Below are 20,177 nucleotides of genomic sequence, written 5' to 3' on the forward strand. Positions count from 1 at the left end.
TTCAATGTTGGACTAGCGAGCCATCTGCCGATCCTGCGATTGGGCCTGCTCGGCAATCTGGTGCTGCGAACGCCAGGCCTCTCCCTGCGCCTCAATCTTCCGACCTTCTGCCGATCGCGCAAACTCCGTTGCCGCACGATCAGCCGAGGCGCTGTCGCCGGATAACGCTGCGATCAAATAGCGGTCTATCGGAAGGTCGTTCAGGGAGCCCACTTCAGGAAGCTGCCTCTGCTGCCGCTCCTCAGCCGGAACGACCGGTCTCTGCTGAGGCTGGAGTCTTTGTGGTTGCACTCCCTGCTCGTTGCCCCGGTTTACGTCATGAAACAGACCGCCCTCGGTCGATGTGAGGACATACTGCCAGCGATCCTGGCGTTCATTAGCACGGACCGCGCGGATGAAGTCGTCGTAATCATCGCGATGTATTGTCTGACACCCCGCCGAATCCGTGTTGTACCGAGATCCAGCATGGATCTTGAACGAGTCGTTCAACGACTGGACACCATCGATGTCGCCTTGTGTGAACCACCCATCGCCATTGGTGTCGCGCTGAATGAGGCTCGCGTTCCTCGGCGCGCTCGCCTGCTCTGGCGTTGGCCGCAGCGAGAAATCGTTGCGAACCTCCCGTGCCGGATGCGTGGTCCTGAGCATCTCGAACGTTCCTTCGGCCATCCGACCCAAGTCCGGGGTCGTATCGCCATCTGCTCGCTCACCTTCAGAGCGTCGCCACACCACATCGGCATAGGGTGTAGCTTCTCTGCCCGGCGCCGGCCGCGCATGGGCGTCGTACTGCGCGGTTGGCTCCGTGTTAGCACGATCTGCGATGAACAGATGACGACCACCTTCCGCGTCCCTGCGTAGAACAACGATGTGGTCGTCGTATACCCCCGTGCCGCGGTGTAGTTCGGCCTCCCCCGCACCAGGTATTCTCGGATCGTCCATGGACGCAACCGTCGACGTCTCCCTCCGCAAACCAAGTATCACGCTCTCATGTCCACGTATCGCACCGATCACGGCATCGCTGCCCCGTGACTCCACCATGCTGGCGTATACGTCGTACTTCTGGCTAGCCGTCAAGCCAATCAGTTCGTTGGGCGCGCCGGCATCGAGCCGGTTGTACTCTGGAATACGAGGAGGCCCTCCGGCCTGGCGTAGACGCTCCAACGAATGGCCAGCGTCCGGCATCCCCGCCCCGTCCACCCGAGAGAGCTCGTTGCGCGCTCCTGCCACGACGTAACGATCCAGCGCTTCCTGCACTACGGCGCGCTCTTCAGCGCGCTCTCGTTCGAGCATTTGAAATGCCTCTACATTCTGCCCTTGCCTTAGATGGCCAATGATCCGATCAGCGGTTGCACGGATATCGATATCCGTGGCGTTGGTTGGATGTGGATTCGTCATGCCGCCCTCCTGGCTGCCATTGGTCCTCAGTCGAGATAACGATCAGCACTACTGTCGTAGCCCTGATCACATACCGGCGGATTCGATGATCGACATGGCCACAGCGTCGAAGGAACGGTTTCGCGCAGTTCCATGCGCCTCCCGTTCCAGATCAGGAATCCGAAGTGCGCAACACTTCCCGTTCCCCGGTAATAATCCTTGAATGCCCGGGGATCAGAGCTCGGCATGCTGGGAGGCATGTATTCACCCTCCTGTGCGGGCCGAAGCACCCACCGCAACACTGGGACATACGCCAATCTACTGACATCCATCTGGATGTCGCTATCCACGGCCCCTCCGGCTCCTCGAAGATACGGGCCATATCGGCGACGCTCTTCTTTATCCAGATGTGGTGCAGGGGGCGCCATCTCGGATGTTACATCTCGCGGAATTCCATCCTTCTGCACACGATACAGAGTGTAGTCGCGCAGGTACGCGCTATCGGGGCGGCATCTGTTTTCGCTTGACCCGCTATCGCCGGATCTTGGCGATCCGCACTCTGGCCCATACACCAGGTACAGAGTTACATCAGGATCCGGCCCTTCGAAGGAGCGGATCCAGAACGGGCTGTAATGGTGGATCACCGCGAGGATGTCGTGACGCTCACCCAACCCCACGACGGCCTTGAAACTGTGCTTTGATCGCGAAAGCTGCTCTCTCTCATATCCAGACAAGAATGGGTGTTGATGCGGGATTCTGCGAAGGAACGAAGCGAAGTGTTCCGGTAGGTGTCCACTGCAGGCGACGTCCTCCAGCGGCGCATCGGTAGTCGCGCCCGAACCGCAGTCGGCCCCCATTTTCAGCTCTTCGATAAGCCTTGGAGCTGCGGATTCGTTCGTCGTTCTGGTTACAGCGGCGACTGAAGTCTGCGACAACCTTGTACCAGACTGAGTTCCACCTGAGTGGGATGCGCAAGCTGCGAGCAGCGAGACCAGCACAAGACTCGTTACTGCTGCCGAAGTGTTGAGCACCATGCCAGAACCTCCCTTTAGGAATCGACATTCCTTCGATGGAATGCCCACGCTTCTTCCAATGATCTACGTGGCCTGTCTACACCGCTCGCAAGGGAAATGCATTTATATGGATCACGAGCCCTCACCTTCTGCATACAGTCACTTTCATCGACTCGATTACCCCCTGCCTAGAGTGCCTGTCTGGCCTTGCATGCAAGCAAAGAAAAACCCCGGCCGAGGCCGGGGTTCTTCCTGCACATCCCTGTGCGCTCCCCTCAGGGGACAGTCCTTAGAACGTGATACCCCAGCTGTTGATGTAACCGGTATCCGCCGCTGCACGGTCACGCACGCGCAGACCCCACGACCCGTTGAGCGCTTCGCTCGACAGGTTCACCGTGAAGGTCTGATTGATGTTGTCCGCGCTGCCGCCGGTACGGTTGTGCAGGTTGTAGACCGACCCGTCCGGTGCCACCAGATCGACGATCAGGTCGCCCTTGTACGTGTGCACGATGTTCACCGCCACCTGCGCATTGCTCGGCGCATTGCCCGTACGCCCCGACACCGCGATCGTGCTGGTCACGCCCGTCGTGTTGTTGTCCGGGATGTTGGCGTCGGTGCCGTTGGTGTACGTCTGCACGCCACCGACCGGCGGCGTGCCACCCTGCGCCGCGACCACGGCCGCGTCCGCATTCACGATGCCCGCACCGCACCCACCCGAGCACGTCCCCGGCAACGCCCGCGCCGTGTTCTTGATGATGGTCTCGACCTGAGCCGGCGTCAGCGGCGACGAGGCTGCGGCCTGCATCAACGCGACCACGCCCGCCACGTGCGGTGACGCCATCGACGTACCGTTGTACGACGCATAGCTGGCGCTGCCCGGCGTGGTGGTGCCGGTGTTGAGGGTGGACAGGATGCTCGCGCCGGGCCCCGAGATGTCGATGCCCGTGCCGTAGTTGGAGAAGCTGGCACGCGAACCGGCCGACGTCGTCGCTGCCACGGCGATCACGTTGGGGCAGTTCGCCGGCACCGCCGTGGACACGTTGGCGTTGCTGTTGCCGGCTGCCACGACCACCGTGGTGCCGCGACCGACCGCGCCGTTGATCGCGTTCTGGTAGGTGGCCGAGCAGGTGCCGCCGCCGCCGAGCGACATATTGATGACTTCGGCCGGATTGGCGTTCGCCGGCACGCCGCTGACCGTGCCGCCCGAGGCCCAGGTGATGGCATCGGCGATGTCGGAGGTCAGGCCACCGCAACGGCCCAGCACGCGCACCGGCACCACCTTGGCGCCGAACGCGGTGCCGGCCACGCCGGTGGCGTTGTTGGTCACCGCCGCGACCGTGCCGGCCACGTGCGTGCCGTGCCAGCTGGAATTGCTCACCGGCGAACCGGCATAGCACTCGCCCGCCACCGGGTTCCAGTCGCCTTCGTCGTTCGGGTTGGAATCGCGGCCGTTGCCGTCGCGCGACGCGAACGTGTCGCTGATGAAGTCGTAGCCCGGCAGGATGTTCGCGTTGAGGTCGGCATGGTTGGTGATGCCGGTGTCGATGACGGCGACCACGACACCTGCGCCGGTCGACTTGTCCCACGCCGGCCGCACATTGATGCCCGACGTCGTGGTGCCGAAGCCCCACTGCTCGGACAGGCGCGTGTCGTTCGGATTCAGCACGGCGTACATGCGCTGGTCGACTTCCACGTATTCCACGTTGGGATCGGCGGCGAGCTGGCGCATCAGCGACTCGGCTTCCACCCGGTCCAGCTTGCGGTCCGCACGCACCACGTCCGCACCACCGGCGGCGAGCCGGCGCAGCTTCTGCAGGCCCAGCGCGCGGCCGCCGCGCTTGGCGACGCCGGTGCTGGCGGCCGTGCTCAGCGAGCGCTGCAGTTGCGAGGCATCAGCGCTTTCCGTACTGCCGTCGCGGTACTTCACGATGAAGCGATCATAGCCACCCGGCTCTTCCGCCTGCAGGCCACTCATGTCCACGCGACCGGCCATGGCGGGCAACGCATACAGCGATGCCAGCACGGCCGACGACAGGCACAGCAGGCGCACACGCGAACCACGCTTTGCAATTCCAGACATCAGACTCTCCCTCAAAGATGAAAAATAAAAGCCGCGAATGCGGCAATAGCCCGGTCGGGGGCGCTTGGCGATGGGAGGGGGTGGACAGGCGGTTGCGTTCGACCGGGTGCACGTCATGCAGTGCACGACGCAACACCGACGCTAACGGAGGATGCGTGCGTGAATTAGCGATGAAAGACACACTTCGCAACGACATGTTGCAAACGTAATCACCGGACTACACGCATGAAGCCCAAGCGACCGGTGGACATCGCCGCGTAGATTCATTTACGTGTTTCGTGCGTGATGAAACGCGATTTTTTATTCGCGCGAACGCATCGGCATTACGCAAAAAAGAAACCCGCCTTGCGGCGGGTTCTTCATGCAGTGAAGCGCGCGCGATCAGTCGCGCAACTTCACCAGCCAGTGGTGCCGATCCGGCAGGCGGCCGTACTGGATGTCGGTGAGTTCCTTGCGGATACCCATCGTCACCTCGCCCGCGGGCGCGGTGAGGTCGCCGACCTCGAAGCCCTTGCCCTTCAGCTGGCCGATCGGCGTGATGACGGCGGCGGTACCGCAGGCGAACACTTCGACGATGTCGCCCGAGGCCACGCCCTGCTTCCATTCGTCGATGGCGATCCGGCGCTCTTCGACCGTGTGGCCGCGGTCGCGCGCGATCTGGATGATGCTGTCGCGGGTGATGCCTTCCAGGATGCTGCCCGAGAGTTCCGGGGTGACGATGCGGCCGTCCTTGTAGACCAGGAACACGTTCATGCCACCCAGCTCTTCCAGGTACTTGCCTTCGACCGGGTCGAGGAACAGCACCTGCGAGCAACCCTGCGCCTGTGCTTCCTGCTGCGGCAGCAGCGAGGCGGCGTAGTTGCCGCCGCACTTGGCGGCACCGGTACCGCCCTTGCCGGCGCGCGCATAGTCCTCGGACAGCCAGATCGCCACCGGCGATACGCCCTTGGCGAAGTAAGCGCCGGCCGGGCTGGCGATGACGTAGTAGCCGGCCTGCTGCGCGGCGCGCACGCCGAGGAAGGCCTCGGTGGCGATCATGAAGGGACGGAAGTACAGGCTGGTCTCCGGCGCCGACGGCACCCAGTCGCCATCGATGGCGACCAGCTGGCGTAGCGATTCGACGAACTCGTTGACCGGCAACTGCGGCAACGCCAGGCGCGCGGCCGAGCGTTGCAGGCGCGCACCGTTGGCATCGGGACGGAAGGTCCAGATGGAGCCGTCGGCATGGCGGTAGGCCTTGATGCCTTCGAAGATCTCCTGGCCGTAGTGCAGCACCGAGGCGGCCGGGTCGAGCGACAGCGGACCGTAGGCGCGCACTTCGGCGTCATGCCAGCCCTGCGCCTTGTCCCAGGTGATGGCGACCATGTGGTCGGTGAAGTGCAGGCCGAACCCGGGGCTGGCGAGGATGGCGTCGCGCTCGGCTGCGGTACGGGCCTTGTCGGAGCGGGTCACGCGGTAGGTCAACGGGGAGGCGTTCATCACGTTCATCTCTTCCTTCCTGACGGGGTCTGCATGGGGCGAGCACGGGGCTCAGAGCATGCCGGTTTCCAGTTTCGCGGCTTCGGACATCATGTGGCGGCCCCACGGCGGATCGAACACCAGTTCGACATCGGCCTCGGCGATGGTGGGGATCATCTCCAGCTTGCTGCGCACGTCGTCGACGAGGATCTCGCCCATGCCGCAGCCGGGCGCGGTCAGCGTCATCTTGACCTCGACGCCGCGCTGGCCATCGTCGCGCGTGCTGAGGTTGGCTTCGTACACCAGGCCCAGGTCGACGATGTTGAACGGGATCTCGGGGTCGAAGCAGGTGCGCAGCTGGTTCCAGACCAGCGCCTCGACCTCTTCATCGCTGGCGTTGTCGGGCAGCGACAGCGGCTCGGAGGGCTCCTTGCCGATGGCATCGGCATCCTTGCCGGCGATGCGCATCAGATTCCCTTCGACGAAGACGGTGTAGCTGCCGCCCAGCGCCTGGGTGATGTAGCCATAGCTGCCGGCCGGCAGGGTGACGAGTTCGCCCTGCGGCACCAGCACGGCGGCGCAATCGCGGGAGAATTGGACGGGTTCGCTGCTGCGGGAGTACATGCCGGACCAGATGGGGGCGCGCGTGGGGCGCTGCAAGGCGTCCTATTGTAGCCCCCGCACCCCGGCGGCCGCGTTCAGGCCGTATCCTTGGCGACCCTGCCGGAGTCTCCATGTCCCCCGCCCCGCGTCGCGCCCCCCGCTGGCTGGTTCCCGTGATGCTCGTGCTGGCCGGTGGCTGCCTGGTGCTGATCTGGGTCTCGCTGGCGCTCAACCTGCAGCGGCAGGCCGGCTGGATGGCGCTGGCGGCGGCCCTCGACGTGGTGCTGGTGCTGCGCCTGTGCGGCGTACCCGCCGGCACGCGACGCGCGCTGCTGGGAGGGCTGGCCACCGCCGCCATCTCGGCGCTGGCGCTGTGGACCATCGCCGCCACCCAGATGGGTTACGCGCTCGGGCTCAACCCATGGGATTCGGCGCTGCGCCTGGGCGCGCACCATGCGTGGACGCTGATTTCCCTCACCACCACGCCGTTCGATGTGCTGGCGCTGGTGGCCGCGCCGCTGCTGGCGGCGTGGTGGACGCGCTGACCGCGGCTTATACCGCTGATCGCAACGGGCGCTCGCCCTCGCGTCCCGGGGCGAAGGTGAAGGACACCCGCGTGCCGGCCTCGGCGATGCGTGCCGCCTGATCGTAAAGCGGCGCGGCGCACAGGTCGGCAGGCAACAGCAGGAAGTCGACCGCAGTGTCGCCCGCGGCATCGCGCTGGATCAGGCCTACGCCATGCCGGGTGGTCTGCACGTGGCGGATCCGCGCGTCGCCCTTGCCGAGCAGCACATCCAGCGCCGCCACCAGTCGCGTTCCGGCTTCGGCGGTCGCGGCGTCCGCCTTCGCGGCGTCGCCCATGATGTCCGACAGGGTGGATGACGAAATCGCCGGCGCAGTGAATTCCACCGTCCTGTCCGAATGCTGCGTGGCGAAGCTGGCGTGGATGTCGCCCGACAGCACCACCGCGCCGCCCGCGCGATCCAGCGCGGCGACCAGCGCATCGCGCTGCACGCCGAACCCGTCCCACTGGTCGACGTTGAGGTAGAACGTCCTGCGCAGCAACGGCGGCGCGTCCAGCGCGGGATCGGACAGGTCCAGCACCATCGGTGTCATCGACACCGAACTGGCGACGAACAGCGAGCGCCCGTCGTTGTCGGCCAGCTGGTCCGCCAGCCAGGCCTGCTGTCGCTCGCCGAGCGCCGGCGGCAGTGCGCCGTCCGCCTGGCGCAGCGCCAGCAACAGGTCGTAGCTGTCCTTCACCACCATGTAACGGCTGCCGAGATGGCTGAACAACGCGCTCTTGCCCAGCGCCAGCCACGGCAGGCCACGCAGGTAGCCGTCGCTGGCTTCCGGCGGCATCTCCGCCTTCATGAAACCCGGGACCGCGTCGTTGTAGCGACGCAGCACATCACGCAGCACGTAGACCGCCATCGGTTGCGTGGACAGCGCGGTCGCGCGCCTGGCCGCCTCTCGCTTGTCCACGCCCGCATCCGTGTAGCCGCGCGTCAGCGCACGACGCAGCGGCGTGCGCAGCGATGCCCACGTCTCGTCGCCCAGATCCGCGTAAGGCATCAAGGCGGCCGACAGGGCCGTCCAGTCCACGCCGATGATCGGCGCCAGGCGACGCAGTGCCGGCTCGTCGTAGGCCAGCGCGCCGGGAAACGCATCTTCCGGAATCGGATGGTCGGGGCGCTGGCTGCGGTAGTCGAGCAACAGCAGGCGCACATCGCGCCCGTAGTCCAGGCGCCGCCAGAGCGCGCCATGCGGGTACAGGCGCGCCTCGTCGACGCGCTGTGCGCCGCGGTCGTCGACGTCGCCCACGTCGATGTCGACCGGCATGTACTCGAAGTACGCCCGCTCGGCGTGGCGGCGGCGGCGCGCATCGCCTTCCGGCCGGCGACCGTCCTCATAGGTCGCGTGGTCCTGCCAGCAGTCGTCGCTGAACTCGTGGTCGTCCCAGATCGCCACCAGCGGCGCGCGTTCCAGCAGCGCCTGCAGCACGGGATCGGTGCGGTACTCACGATGCAGCTGGCGGTAGTTGTCCAGGCTGGATGCCGCGAGATACGCCTGGTCGCCTGCGCCCACGCGCAACGCGCCGGGCACGTCGTCGAAGGTGATGCCGCGGCCGCCATCGGCACGCTGGAAGCTGCTGTCGCCGATCGACTCGTAGATGAAGTCGCCCAGGTGCAGGATGAAATCCAGGTCTTCCTGCAGCAGCGGCACCAGGCTGTTGTACCAGCGCCCGCCGTAGTCCTGGCAGCTCATGAAGGCGAAGCGCAGCGCGGGCGTCGGGGCATCGGCAGCCGGCGCGGTGCGTGTCATGCCCACCGGCGACGACACCCAGCCATCGCCTTCGCGACGCAGGAAGCGGTAGTGGTAGCGACGGCCGGGCAGCAGGCCGGCCACGCGCACGCGCAGGCAATGGTCGTGCGCGGCCTGTGCGGTGAGCTCGCGTTCGATGCGCAACTGCGAGAACGCGGCATCGTCGGCCACCTGCAACCGCACGGCGACATCGCCGACCGACGCCGGCACGCGTGTCCACAGCAGCACGCGGTCCGGGCGTGGATCGCCCGATGCCAGCGACTGCGGGAACGCCGTGCGCGACACCGTGGGCGTGGCCTGCGCAGGGAACCAGCGGCTGGCGAACGGCAGGCTGGCGGCGGCCAGCGTCAGCTTGAGGAAGGTACGGCGCGAAGCGCGCAGGGCAGACGAATCGGAGGCGTTCACGCAAGGCTCCACGGCACGAAGCTGCGCAGCATGGCGGGTGCAGGTTGCGGCGATATGGCAATCGCATCCGTCATGGCGCAGCAACATCGAGCGGTCAGCCTGTGCCGTCGCATCGCCGCGCGCGATGCATCGCTTCCCTTCTCCACTCCCACGGCCCGCCATGACTCCTAGCCTTCGCTCCGCGCGTCACCCTGCCCGCCGCTCCCTCACCGTCGCGCTCTGCGTCGCACTCGCTTGTCCCGCCGTCTCGGCCTTCGCACAACAGGCCGACGCGCCTGACGCCGGCAGCGCCACGCAACTGGACACCCTCGTGGTGACCGCGCAGAAGCGCGAGCAGCAGGTGTCGGAAGTACCGATCGCGATCACCGCGTATTCCGGCGACTTCCTCGACCGCCGGGGCATGACCACGCTGGGCGACCTGGCCGGCTTCGTGCCTGGCCTGCAGGTGCAGGAGCAAAGCCCCAACAACCCCGGCTACGTGATCCGCGGCATCACCTCCGACAGCGGCGAAGCCAACGTGCAGCCCCGCATCTCGGTGTTCCAGGACGGCGTGTCGATCAGCCGCTCACGAGGGGCCTCCGCCGCCCTGTTCGACATGGAGCGCGTGGAAGTGCTGCGTGGTCCGCAAGGCACGCTGTTCGGCCGCGCCGCGCAGGTCGGTGCCGTGCACTACCTCCAGAACAAGGCCAGGGACGCGACCAGCGGCGCGTTCGAACTCGGCACCGGCAGCGGCAACCAGCGCCTGGCCAGTGGCTACTTCAATGCCCAGATCGCGCCGGAAGCGCTGGCCGCACGCGTGGCGGTCTTCCGCGAGGAACGCGACGGCAGCATCGACAACGCGGCCGGCGGCACGCTCAACGGCAAGGACACCACCGCGCTGCGCGCCAGCCTGGGCGCGATGATCGGCGAGGCCAGCCGCATCGACCTGATCGCGAACTACCAGAAGGACACGCCACCCGGCACCGCCTTCATCAGCGGCACCATCCCCAACCGCCAGGGCAGCACCAGCCCGTACGCGGGCGCCGAACTCAACCGCGGCAACGAACTGGGCCTGGACCGCACCGTGCGCAGCCTGACCGCACTCGGCTCGTTTGCGCTCGGCGAGAACTGGACACTCGACACGATCAGCGGCTGGCGCAGCTTCGATTCGCAGGAGCAGTTCGACGCCGACGGCTCGCGCCTGAAGGCGATGGAGTTCGCCGAGATCGCCGAGGGCGACCAGTGGAGCCAGGAAATCCGCTTCAACTTCGACGATGGCGATACGTTCGCCGGCTTCTTCGGCGCCAGCTACTTCGTCGAGGACGGTTCGCAGTACGTGCCGTTCGCCACCGACGAACGCAGCCTGCTCGCGCTGCTCTCGCAGAACGCCGCCTTCCGCCAACAGATCGGCGCGCTGCTCGGCGGCATCCCGTTCCCGGCCATTCCGCTGTTCGGACCGGACGGCAATCCGTTCGTGTCGTACACGCTGCCGGGCGGCATGCAGGCACTGCTCAATCCCGACCATCGCGAAGCGTTCGCCAACTACGGCACGACGGAAGCGTATGACGTGTTCCTCGACGGTACCTGGCGCGCGACGCCGTCGCTGGAGCTGAGTGCGGGCCTGCGCGCCACGTGGGAAAAGCAGACCGCCGGCTACCAGGGCTTCGCGGGCAACGCACCCTCGCTGTTCAACGGCCTGGGCGCCGGCGCGCCCGCGCCGCTGGCCGGCAACAACATCCTCAACAGCGCCACCACCGGCAAGCTGGAGCGCAGCGAGGACTTCAACTCCGTGGTCGGTCGCCTCGCCGCCCGCTACGCGTTCTCGCCCACGCTGAGCGGTTACGCGACCGCCTCGCGCGGCCGTCGTCCGAATGTCATCGACATAAATCCGCAGGGCAGCCAGGTGTTGCCGGCGGAAATCGTCAACAGCTACGAGATCGGCATCAAGGGCGGCACCAGCGGCGGCCGGCTGGCCTATGACGTGTCCGCCTACTGGTACGACTACAGCAACTTCCAGACGCAGATCCCCAACCCCAGTGGCGGCACGCCGTTCCTGATCCCCACCAATGGCGGCAACGCCACGGCCAACGGTGTGGAAGCCTCGATCACCGGCGAACTGGCCACCGGGCTGGTGCTGTTCGCCAACTACGCGTGGACGAACGCGCGCTTCGACGACCGCGACAACGACGGCAACGCGCAGCTCTACGCCGGCCACCGCTTCCGCCTGACGCCGGACCATGCGGCCGCCATCGGCCTGGACTGGCGCGTGCCGATGGGCAGCGCGAGCTTCTACCTGCGGCCGTCGTACAGCTGGAAGTCGAAGGTGTACTTCGAGGACGAGAACACGCCCGGCCTGGAACAGGGCGCCTACGGCCTGCTCAGCCTGCGCATGGGCGTGACGCTGGCCGACGGCCGCTGGGACCTGGGCGTGTGGGGCAGCAACCTCACCGACGAGCAGTACCTGATCGACGCCGGCAACACCGGCCGCCAGTTCGGCACGCCCACCTTCGTGGCCGGCCAACCGCGTGCCTACGGGATCTCGGCGAAGGTCAGGTTCTGATACGGCGCACCACGCCCCACGAAAAAGCCGGGCAATGCCCGGCTTTTTCCTTATCCCGTTTGCTGATGCATGCGCTCAGTGCCCGCCGTCCAGGGCCTTCAGTTCGCTGACCAGCGCATTCGCCATCTCCGAGCCGTCGCCGTACAGCATGCGGGTGTTGTCGGCGTAGAAGAGCGCATTCTCGATGCCGGCGAAGCCCGTGCCCTTGCCGCGCTTGATGACGATGGTGTTCTTGGAGTTCACCACGTCGAGGATCGGCATGCCGTAGATGGGCGAGGCCGGATCGGTCTTCGCCACCGGGTTCACCACGTCGTTGGCGCCGATCACCAGCGACACGTCGGTGTTGGCGAACTCGGGATTGATGTCGTCCATGTCGACGATGAGGTCGTACGGCACGCCGGCCTCGGCCAGCAGCACGTTCATGTGGCCCGGCATGCGCCCGGCGACCGGGTGGATGGCGAACTTCACCTTCACCCCGCGCGCCATCAGCTTCTGCGACAGCTCCCAGATCTTGTGCTGCGCCTGCGCCACCGCCAGGCCGTAGCCCGGCACGATCACCACGCGCTCGGCATAGGCCATCATCGCGGCCACGTCGGCGGCCTCGATGGGCTTCATCGAACCGCCGATCTCCTGCATCGCGGCGCTGCCGCCGCCGAAGTTGGAGAACAGCACGTTGCTGATCTTGCGGTTCATCGCCTTGGCCATCAGCCGCGTCAGCAGCATGCCGGCCGCGCCGACCATGGTGCCGGCGATGATCAGCGCTTCGTTGCCCAGCACGTAGCCTTCGAACGCCACGGCCAGGCCGGTGAACGCGTTGTACAGCGAGATCACCACCGGCATGTCGGCGCCGCCGATGGGCAGCGTCATCAGCACGCCCAGCGCCAGCGACAGCACGAAGAAGGCGATGATCCACGGCATCGCCAGCGTGGTCAGCGCCATCACGCCGCTGGCGATGGCGGCCAGCGCGACCAGCGCGTTGAACCACTGCTGGCCCGGGAACGTGTAGCGCTTGTCCATGCGCCCGTCCAGCTTGGCCCAGGCGATGACGGAACCGGTCAGCGACACCGCGCCGATCAGCGCACCGATCACGGCAAGCGACAAGGTGAAGGTGGACGGCGCGGGTTGCCCGGAGGAATAACGCACCAGTTCCACCGCGCCGATCGCGGCGGCCGAACCGCCGCCCATGCCATTGAAAAGCGCGACCATCTGCGGCATGTCGGTGATCGCCACCTTCTTGCCCCAGATCCAGTTCAGGCCGACGCCGATCACGATGGCCGCGATCATCAGGCCGATGTTGTGCAGGCCCGGCAGGAAGAACGTGGCGACGGTGGCGATCAGCATGCCCATGCCGGCCCACTGGATGCCGCTGCGCGCGGTCTTCGGACTGGCCATGCGCTGCAGGCCGAGCAGGAACAGCGTGGCGGCGACGAAATAACTCAGCTTCACCAGCGTCAACGCACTCATGCCCGGCTCCCTTCCGACGACGACGCGGATTGCTTGTCCAACCGATGGTGTTCACGCATTTCGATGGCGGTCTTGAGCAGGCCGACCATGCCCAGGCCGAAGGCGACCAGGCCCAGCGACAACTGGTTCACGACGGTGGAATCAGCCAGATACGCGCCGGCCAGGCCGCCGAGCATCGCGCCCAGTGCATAGAACGCGAGCAAGGCCAGCATCCAGCGACCCTTGCGTGCGTCCTGCCAGACGCGCCGCGAGACGTCGTTCTGCGTGCGCGTCGGATCCTGCAGCGAGGACAGGCCGATGCCGACACCGGCATACAGCAGGACGTAGTTGCCGTCATCGAAGACCTGCGACCAGCCGCCAGTGCCGGCCAGGGAGATCGACCAGGCCGCTTTCACCGCATACGCCACGGCGACCAGCAACGCGGGGTACTGCAGGTAGCTGACCCGCTGGAAGACATCACGGACCGACATGGGCTGGCGTGCAGGCATCACCGGGACGCTGCTCACTTGCCACCCGCGGGCGGCTTGCTGCTCTTGAACATCTCCAGCATGCGCTCGGTGACCACGTAACCGCCGGCGGCGTTGCCCGCACCCAGCAGCACGGCGATGAAGCCGATGGCTTTCTCCAGCGTGGTATCGGCATGCCCCAGCACGACCATCGCACCGATCAGCACGATGCCGTGGATGAAGTTGGAGCCCGACATCAGCGGCGTGTGCAGGATCACCGGCACCCGGGAAATGATCACGTGCCCGGCGATGCCCGCCAGCATGAAGATGTACAGCGCCACGAACCCGTCGCTCATCCGCTCCCCCATCCGGTCCACGTTGTGTTGGTTGCCGCGCGGGCCTGCCGCGGTGGCCCCGCATCATAACCATACCTGAACCCGGCCGGGACCCGATGCCGTCGCGTCAACCGATGCCGGCACGGCGCGTTTCCATGCGTACACCCCACCCCGAGGACCCGATCATGAAGCGCTTGTCTCTGCTGGGTTTGTCCGTCCTGCTGCTGTCCGCCGCCGGTGGCGCCTTCGCCGGCGATCGAGGCGACCGCATCGACCACCGCCTCGACCGTCGTGGCGACCGCGTCGAACATCGCCTGGATATCCGCGGCGACCGCATCGAACGCCAGTTCGACCGCCGTGCGCAGTGGGGCCATCCTCGTGCCGCGAACCAGCTGGAGCGCCGGGGTGACCGCATCGACGCGCGCCTGGACCGCAAGGGCGAGCATGCCGAGGCGCGCTGGGACCGCCGGGGCGATCGCATCGATCGTCGCCTGGACCATCGCGGCTGATTCACGGCACCGGCCGCTAAGCTATGTTGGTGAGTAGTGCCCCGAGCCCGCTGTCCGACGCGTCGTCGCCCGCCCCGCTGGCGGCGACGCTGGACCTGTTCCTGGCCGACATCGGGCCGCGTGCGTTCCGCTTCGCGGAGACCGGCCTTCGCCATCGCGAGGATGCGCTGGACGCCGTGCAGGACGCGATGATGAAGATGCTGGCCTACCGCGAGCATCCGGCCGCGGAGTGGTCGCCGCTGTTCTGGAGCATCCTGCGCCGGCGCATCATCGACATGCAGCGTCGTGCGGGTTTCCGGCTGCGCTGGTTGATGCCGACGGGTGATCGCGGCGAGGAAAGCGCGGTGGACTGGGCGCCCGACCACGGCGCCGGCCCCGCACAGACGCATGACCAACGCGAGGCCTACGCGCGGTTGGTGCACGCCCTGCGGGCCCTGCCCAACCGGCAACGCGAGGCCTTTACCTTGCGCGTACTCGAAGAACTGGACGTGGCTGACACGGCACGCGCGATGGGCTGCTCGGAAGGATCGGTGAAGACCCACCTGTCCCGCGCGCGCGACGCCCTGCAACGGCAACTGGAGGAATTCCGATGAGCCCCGCCCACGACGACGGTCATGGCATGGATCAGCAGGCCCGTCGCCTGCACCAGGCCGCGCTGGCGCAGGTGTCGCCGCAGACGCTGATGCGGCTGCGCAGCGCGCGCCATGAGGCGCAGCGGCAGGCGCCATCCGCCGGCGGACGGCACCCATGGCGCTGGCTGACGGCCACGGCGTTCTCGGCGGTGCTCGCCGTGGGTATCGGCCTGCAATGGCTGCCCCGCGCACCTGACGCGATCGTTCCTTCAGCCACGATGGCGGCCACGCCGGCCGACACCGACCTTTCCACGGATGCGCTGGGCGTCGCCAGCGCGTTCGATGAAGATCCCGATCTCTACCTCTGGCTGGCCTCCGCCGATGCCCAGCCCCTTGCCATGGAGTCGACCCCATGAAGGTCCGCGCCCTTCGTATTCTTGTCCTCGGCCTGCTGCTCGCCAGCGGCCATGCGCTGGCGCAGGCCGCACCGGCCCCGTTGCCCGCCTGGGAGCAGCTGACACCGCAACAGCGCGAGGCACTGATCACGCCCGTGCGCGACCGCTGGAACCGCGAGCCGGACCAACGCGACCGCATGCTGGAGCGTGCGCAGCGCTGGCAGGCGATGACGCCGGAGCAGCGCGCGCAGGCGCATCACGGCATGAAGCGCTTCGAGGACATGAATCCCGACCAGCGTCGCGAGGCGCGCGCGCTTTACGGCCACATGAAGGCGCTCACGCCCGAGCGGCGGGACGCATTGCGCGAGCAATGGAAGAAGATGACGCCGGCACAGCGCGAGGCGTGGATGCGCGAGAACGCACCGCCGCGTGATCGTGACCGCGACCGCGATCGCCTGCAGGACCGGTGAATCCGGGAGGACAGACGTCGCCTAGCCGGCTTTCCAGTGCGCATACAACGCGCGCATCCGGGCTTGCTGCGGTTTGCTCCAGTATCTGATCCGCTGCTCCATCCCTTCATCCGTACCCCACTCCGGGTAGCCACTCGCAGCCAAGGCATACCAGTGCAATGCGGTGGCATGGTCGCCCACCGTCCAGTACGCAAGCGCGCGCGTGTATGTCACCCATGCAGGCCGACCACCATGCAGGCGCTCGGCCTCGGCCCAGTCGGATAAAGCGCCCTCGATATCGCCCTGGTCGTAGCGCGACCATCCGCGGGACCAATGAACGTGTCGGCGCTGGGGACTTGCCGGCTCGCTTGCGCCGAGGGCGGCATCGTAATCGCGGAGCTCCCGTTCACGATCACCCATCTCGCCATAGAGATGCGCACGATGGACCAGCGCGGAGACATTGCGCGGATTCTTCTGCAGCGCGGCCTGGATCATCGACCGGAATCTCACGCGCCCGCCTGGCGGATAGCCGAGGTACGACGCCGCAGGATCCGGATCGACGTAACGCGGTTCCTGTGCGACGGCGTGTCCCACCAGGAGCATGGCCGCCAGCGGCCATGTCCATCGCCTCATGCGACCGTACGTTCCGGCCACACGGTTTTCGCCAGCAGCTCGTCGTCCCAGTCGAACTGCAATGCGCCGTCCTTGACGAACAGCACGACGAAATTGAGCACGTTGCGGGCGTACATCTCGCTGGCGTGGACCGCGCCCAGGCTGGCGAGATTGAGCGGGCCGGCAATCGTCACGCCGTTGTGCGCATAGGTGTCACCGGGACGGGTCAGTTCGCAGTTGCCGCCGGTTTCCGCCGCCAGGTCGACGATGACGCTGCCCGGCTTCATGCCTTCGACCATCACCGTCGTGATGATCTTCGGCGCGGGTCGGCCCGGCACCGCGGCCGTGCAGACCACGACGTCGATGCCTTTCAGATGGTCGGCGAGGCGTTGCTGCTGCAGCGCGCGTTCTTCATCGGTCAGCTGGCGCGCATAGCCGCCCTCGCCCGCCGCGCTGACGCCGAGGTCGAGGAACTTGCCGCCCAGTGATTCGATCTGCTCACGCGTTTCGGGGCGCACGTCGAAGCCTTCGACCTGCGCGCCCAGGCGCTTGGCGGTCGCCACGCCCTGCAGGCCCGCGACACCGGCACCGACGATCAGCACCTTGGAAGGACGGATCGTGCCTGCTGCCGTGGTCAGCATCGGGAAGAAGCGTGGCGCCAGTTGCGCGGCGATCAGCACCGCCTTGTAGCCGGCCATGCCGGCCTGCGAGCTGAGGACGTCCATCGCCTGCGCCCGCGTGGTGCGCGGCAGCCGCTCGAGCGGGAATGCCTGGATGCCCTTCGCCTGCAGCGCATCCGCGCGCGCCGCGTCCGCGGCCGGCTGCAACATGCCGACCAGCGTGGCACCGGCCTTGAAACCGGCGATGGCGTCTGAGGACGGCGGTTGCACGCAGAGCAGCAGGTCGGCGCTGTCGCGGCCCTGGCCGTCGACCGGTTCGGCACCGGCTTCGCGGTAGGCCGCGTCGATGAAGCCCGCGCCGTCACCCGCGCCGCGCTCCACGAGGACACGCGCACCGGCGGCGATCAGTTTCTTGACGGTTTCCGGTGTCGCGGCCACGCGGCGTTCGCCGGCGGCGGTTTCCTTCAGTACCCGAACTTCGACCGCCATTGCGCCCCTCGTCGTTAGGTCACCCGTCAGGCGATGCTAACAGAGCGCGGCACGGCCGCGCGGAGGCGATGAGGTCAAGCCGGCGTGGCGGCCGACGGTACCGGCTCGAGGCGCTCGATCACACCCTGCATCGCGCTGTCGAACGCGTCTTCGCTCTGGTGGGTGCGCAGGCGCCCCATCCGCACCATCACCGCCAGTTCCTCGGGCGAGGCGACGCAGAAACGCACGCCGCGACGGTTCACGAAGAGCAGGCGCGAGGAAATCGGGCTGACCCACGACAGCTTGCCGGCCTGCACCTTGTTGTCCTTGTCGATGAAGTCCAGCCACGTGCCGATCGGCAGGCCACGGAAATGATCCGCGTCGCTGTGGTCGAAATCGAGCGTGTCCGCGCCCCCCACCAGCTGGATGGCCACGGTGTCCTCGTCGACGACGGGCTTGGGCAGCACCACCTGCGGCAACTCGGGCAGCGCCTTCTCCAGGTCCGGGCGGGCAGCGGCGACCGCCTGCAGCGTGTCGTGCAGGGCGTCGACCGCACCGGCTGCCGCGTCCTGGTTCATGCCGACGCTGGCGAACACCTTCAACATGTCCGTGCGCCACGCCTGCAACCACGGTTTGCCGACCACATGGCGCTGGGCCTCGGTCAGTTCCTCGAGCACGCCGTCGGCGAGCGCGAGCGATTCGCGCAGGCCCGTTCCCTCATCGCCCTCGCGCAGCACCGTCATGGTCACGTGGTGCGCCCACGGCTGGCGCAGGAAATCCTCGATGGCTTGCGGCACGCGCCGGTCGCCCAGGCGCTCGTCCAGTTCCGATGTCATGCGCGCGCGCGCGGCTTCCAGGCGTTCCTGGCCGCGCTGGATCTCGGCGGCACGGCGCTCGGCGATCTCGATGCGGCGGCGGTGCTGTTCCAGGTACGCGCGGAATTCTTCCTCCAGGGTCAGGAAGATCGCCAGGTTCTCGTTGAATTCGGCCACCAGGCGGTCGACGACCTCCTCGACCTTGGTCAGCAGCGTGCGCTCGGCGGCGCTCTCGCCGTTGTTGCCTTCGCAGGCTTCGGCCAGCACGTTGAGCAACCGCCGCGCCGGGTGGGTCTTCTGCACGAACATGCGGCGGTCGAGCAGCGCCACCTTCACGAACGGCACCACCAGGCGGCCGATCAGCTCGCGCGGACGGCCTTCCAGGTCGCGCTCGTCGAGCATCACGTCGAACAGCATGCCGACCAGGTCGATCGCGTCTTCGTCGACCGGCGCCAGGCGCGCCTGCGACGGGTCCACGCCCAGCTGCGTGGCGCTGCTGAGCACTTCATTCTTCAGCCGCTGCGACAACGACTCGCCGGTGTCGCCGATGGCGGCACGCAACGTGGCGCTGGGCGATGCCTGCAGCAGCGACAGGACGGACAGCATCTCGCGTTGCGACAGGTCGCGCTGGCGCGGATCCACAGCGCGCGCTTCCGGCGCGCCGTCGGCGTCGCGGCCGCGTCGCGACTCCTGCAGCAGGTGGTGCAGGGCCTCCAGCAGGACGCCTTGCGCACCCGGCGCGGAGCCATAGCCTGGCGGCACTTCGCCGAACGCGGCGGCCATCGGCGGCGCGGTCTGGCTGGCTTGCAGGCCGCGGCTGACCCCGGCCATGCGATTGAGGAAGCGCGCCGCCCAAGCGGGTGCGCCAGGCTCTTCGCCTTCACCCGCAGCCTCCAGCTCCTGCGCGCCATCCGACGCTTGCGTGGAGGCGGGCGCAGGCGCACGGCGCGCGGGCAGCTCCGGCATCACGCCGACCTGCATCAGGCGCTGGTCGAGGGCGGCATAGATGCGCGCGATGGCGGGCACGAAGTCGCGCTCGCACAGCTTGATCACCACCAGCCGGACGTCGGGCGCCAAGTCGCAGCCCGCGAAGGCCTGGTGCACGGCCACGCCGATGTGCTCGGGGCCGATGGGATTGAGGTCGATGTCCAGCGCGATGTCGCCGGCGATCCAGCCCAGCCGGCGATCCAGCCGTGCCAGCACCGGCTTGCACTCGCGCTGGATGACGCTGGCGAAGTTGCGCACGGCCAGGCGCGATTCCAGTTCCTGCTCCGACACCAGGCTCAGCGTGTCTTCCGCGGACTCCAGGAAGACGCGCTCGACCGGCAGCGGCTGCCCGGCTTCCAGCGCCTTCCACGAGCGCTGCAACTGGGCGCGGAAGCGCCCGATGATGTCTTCGCGGCGGCGGCGCAGCTCGCGCATCGCATCCAGGAACGCCATCTGGGAGGGGCCGGCGCGCTCCGCGCGGTCGAACAGCGCATCGTCGAAACGTCCGAGCGCCACCGCAAAGGCATCGACCAGCGGCGGGATCGCGGCGTCGCGCGCCTGCTCCAGCAGGCGCGTGTCGCGCCCGGGGCGGTCGGCGATGTTCAGGACATTCGACATGCGCAGGGTTTCCCGCCCGGTGGGGCGAAAGAAAGGTGGGGGATACGGACGGGAATCCGCGACGACATCGTAGGAAATCCGGCCGACCGG

18 protein-coding genes are annotated in these 20,177 nt (G+C 67.3%); 6 read left to right on the forward strand and 12 right to left on the reverse strand.

The genetic code is table 11. The features are described from left to right. Positions 1–12: 12 nt before the first annotated feature. The 5 genes from AX730_RS04450 to sufT form a co-directional block, all read right to left on the reverse strand. The gene (locus AX730_RS04450) at positions 13–1,395 is read right to left on the reverse strand and encodes a hypothetical protein (RefSeq protein ID WP_157074095.1); all 1,383 of its coding nucleotides are present in this window, start codon (positions 1,393–1,395) and stop codon (positions 13–15) included. Positions 1,396–1,421: 26 nt separating this feature from the next. After that, on the reverse strand, positions 1,422–2,408 hold the full coding sequence (locus AX730_RS18785; RefSeq protein WP_157074096.1) for a hypothetical protein: 987 nt from the start codon (positions 2,406–2,408) through the stop codon (positions 1,422–1,424). A gap of 268 nt (positions 2,409–2,676) precedes the next feature. Next, the gene (locus tag AX730_RS04455; protein WP_062352536.1) at positions 2,677–4,467 is read right to left on the reverse strand and encodes a S8 family peptidase; all 1,791 of its coding nucleotides are present in this window, start codon (positions 4,465–4,467) and stop codon (positions 2,677–2,679) included. 381 nt (positions 4,468–4,848) lie between these two features. Beyond that, a complete protein-coding gene (locus AX730_RS04460; protein WP_062352737.1) occupies positions 4,849–5,946 on the reverse strand; it encodes a branched-chain amino acid aminotransferase in 1,098 nt (365 codons plus the stop codon). A 51-nt stretch (positions 5,947–5,997) separates the two neighbouring features. Further along, on the reverse strand, positions 5,998–6,549 hold the full coding sequence (sufT, locus tag AX730_RS04465; protein WP_062352539.1) for a putative Fe-S cluster assembly protein SufT: 552 nt from the start codon (positions 6,547–6,549) through the stop codon (positions 5,998–6,000). 110 nt (positions 6,550–6,659) lie between these two features. Here sufT and AX730_RS04470 point away from each other — a divergent pair, with 110 nt between their 5' ends. Beyond that, positions 6,660–7,073 (forward strand): hypothetical protein, encoded by a 414-nt coding sequence (locus AX730_RS04470; RefSeq protein WP_157074097.1) that lies wholly within the window; start codon positions 6,660–6,662, stop codon positions 7,071–7,073. 7 nt (positions 7,074–7,080) lie between these two features. Here AX730_RS04470 and AX730_RS04475 read toward each other — a convergent pair whose 3' ends face one another. Next, entirely contained in the window at positions 7,081–9,258 is a 2,178-nt protein-coding gene (locus AX730_RS04475) for an alkaline phosphatase D family protein (RefSeq protein WP_198147019.1), read from the reverse strand. Between the two features lie 160 nt (positions 9,259–9,418). Between AX730_RS04475 and AX730_RS04480 the strand changes: the two genes are divergently transcribed. Then, positions 9,419–11,797, forward strand: a complete 2,379-nt coding sequence (locus AX730_RS04480) for a TonB-dependent receptor (RefSeq protein ID WP_062352548.1) — start codon at positions 9,419–9,421, stop codon at positions 11,795–11,797. 75 nt (positions 11,798–11,872) lie between these two features. On the opposite strand, the gene AX730_RS04485 is transcribed toward AX730_RS04480, so the two are convergent. The 3 genes from AX730_RS04485 to AX730_RS04495 are packed head-to-tail and all read right to left on the reverse strand — an operon-like array spanning position 11,873 to position 14,063. Next, positions 11,873–13,261: an NAD(P)(+) transhydrogenase (Re/Si-specific) subunit beta gene (locus AX730_RS04485; protein WP_062352551.1), complete on the reverse strand. Its 1,389-nt coding sequence runs from the start codon at positions 13,259–13,261 to the stop codon at positions 11,873–11,875. Next, complete coding sequence (locus AX730_RS04490; RefSeq protein ID WP_062352554.1) at positions 13,258–13,731, reverse strand: hypothetical protein; 474 nt, start codon at positions 13,729–13,731, stop codon at positions 13,258–13,260. The genes AX730_RS04485 and AX730_RS04490 overlap by 4 nt, the downstream gene beginning before the upstream one ends. A gap of 32 nt (positions 13,732–13,763) precedes the next feature. Beyond that, positions 13,764–14,063, reverse strand: coding sequence for an NAD(P) transhydrogenase subunit alpha part 2 (locus tag AX730_RS04495; protein ID WP_062352557.1), 300 nt, complete (start codon positions 14,061–14,063; stop codon positions 13,764–13,766). A gap of 164 nt (positions 14,064–14,227) precedes the next feature. On the opposite strand from AX730_RS04495, the gene AX730_RS04500 reads away from it, so the two are divergent. From AX730_RS04500 to AX730_RS04515, 4 genes are read left to right on the forward strand one after another with little or no spacing between them, the layout of a single operon-like run. Further along, complete coding sequence (locus AX730_RS04500; protein WP_062352560.1) at positions 14,228–14,551, forward strand: hypothetical protein; 324 nt, start codon at positions 14,228–14,230, stop codon at positions 14,549–14,551. 23 nt (positions 14,552–14,574) lie between these two features. Next, positions 14,575–15,144, forward strand: a complete 570-nt coding sequence (locus AX730_RS04505) for an RNA polymerase sigma factor (protein WP_062352562.1) — start codon at positions 14,575–14,577, stop codon at positions 15,142–15,144. Continuing rightward, the gene (locus tag AX730_RS04510; protein ID WP_062352565.1) at positions 15,141–15,539 is read left to right on the forward strand and encodes a nitroreductase family protein; all 399 of its coding nucleotides are present in this window, start codon (positions 15,141–15,143) and stop codon (positions 15,537–15,539) included. The genes AX730_RS04505 and AX730_RS04510 overlap by 4 nt, the downstream gene beginning before the upstream one ends. Then, positions 15,536–15,988 (forward strand): DUF3106 domain-containing protein, encoded by a 453-nt coding sequence (locus AX730_RS04515; protein ID WP_062352568.1) that lies wholly within the window; start codon positions 15,536–15,538, stop codon positions 15,986–15,988. The genes AX730_RS04510 and AX730_RS04515 overlap by 4 nt, the downstream gene beginning before the upstream one ends. A 21-nt stretch (positions 15,989–16,009) precedes the next feature. Here the strand turns inward: AX730_RS04515 and AX730_RS04520 are convergent, their stop codons facing one another. The 3 genes from AX730_RS04520 to AX730_RS04530 form a co-directional block, all read right to left on the reverse strand. Then, positions 16,010–16,462, reverse strand: coding sequence for a tetratricopeptide repeat protein (locus AX730_RS04520; protein WP_157074100.1), 453 nt, complete (start codon positions 16,460–16,462; stop codon positions 16,010–16,012). Positions 16,463–16,596: 134 nt separating this feature from the next. Beyond that, the gene (locus AX730_RS04525) at positions 16,597–17,688 is read right to left on the reverse strand and encodes an NAD(P) transhydrogenase subunit alpha (RefSeq protein ID WP_062352574.1); all 1,092 of its coding nucleotides are present in this window, start codon (positions 17,686–17,688) and stop codon (positions 16,597–16,599) included. Positions 17,689–17,762: 74 nt separating this feature from the next. Beyond that, a complete protein-coding gene (locus AX730_RS04530) occupies positions 17,763–20,087 on the reverse strand; it encodes a DUF1631 domain-containing protein (protein ID WP_062352577.1) in 2,325 nt (774 codons plus the stop codon). Positions 20,088–20,177 lie beyond the last annotated feature (90 nt).

Source organism: Pseudoxanthomonas mexicana (assembly GCF_001556105.1).
GTDB lineage: Bacteria > Pseudomonadota > Gammaproteobacteria > Xanthomonadales > Xanthomonadaceae > Pseudoxanthomonas_A > Pseudoxanthomonas_A mexicana_A.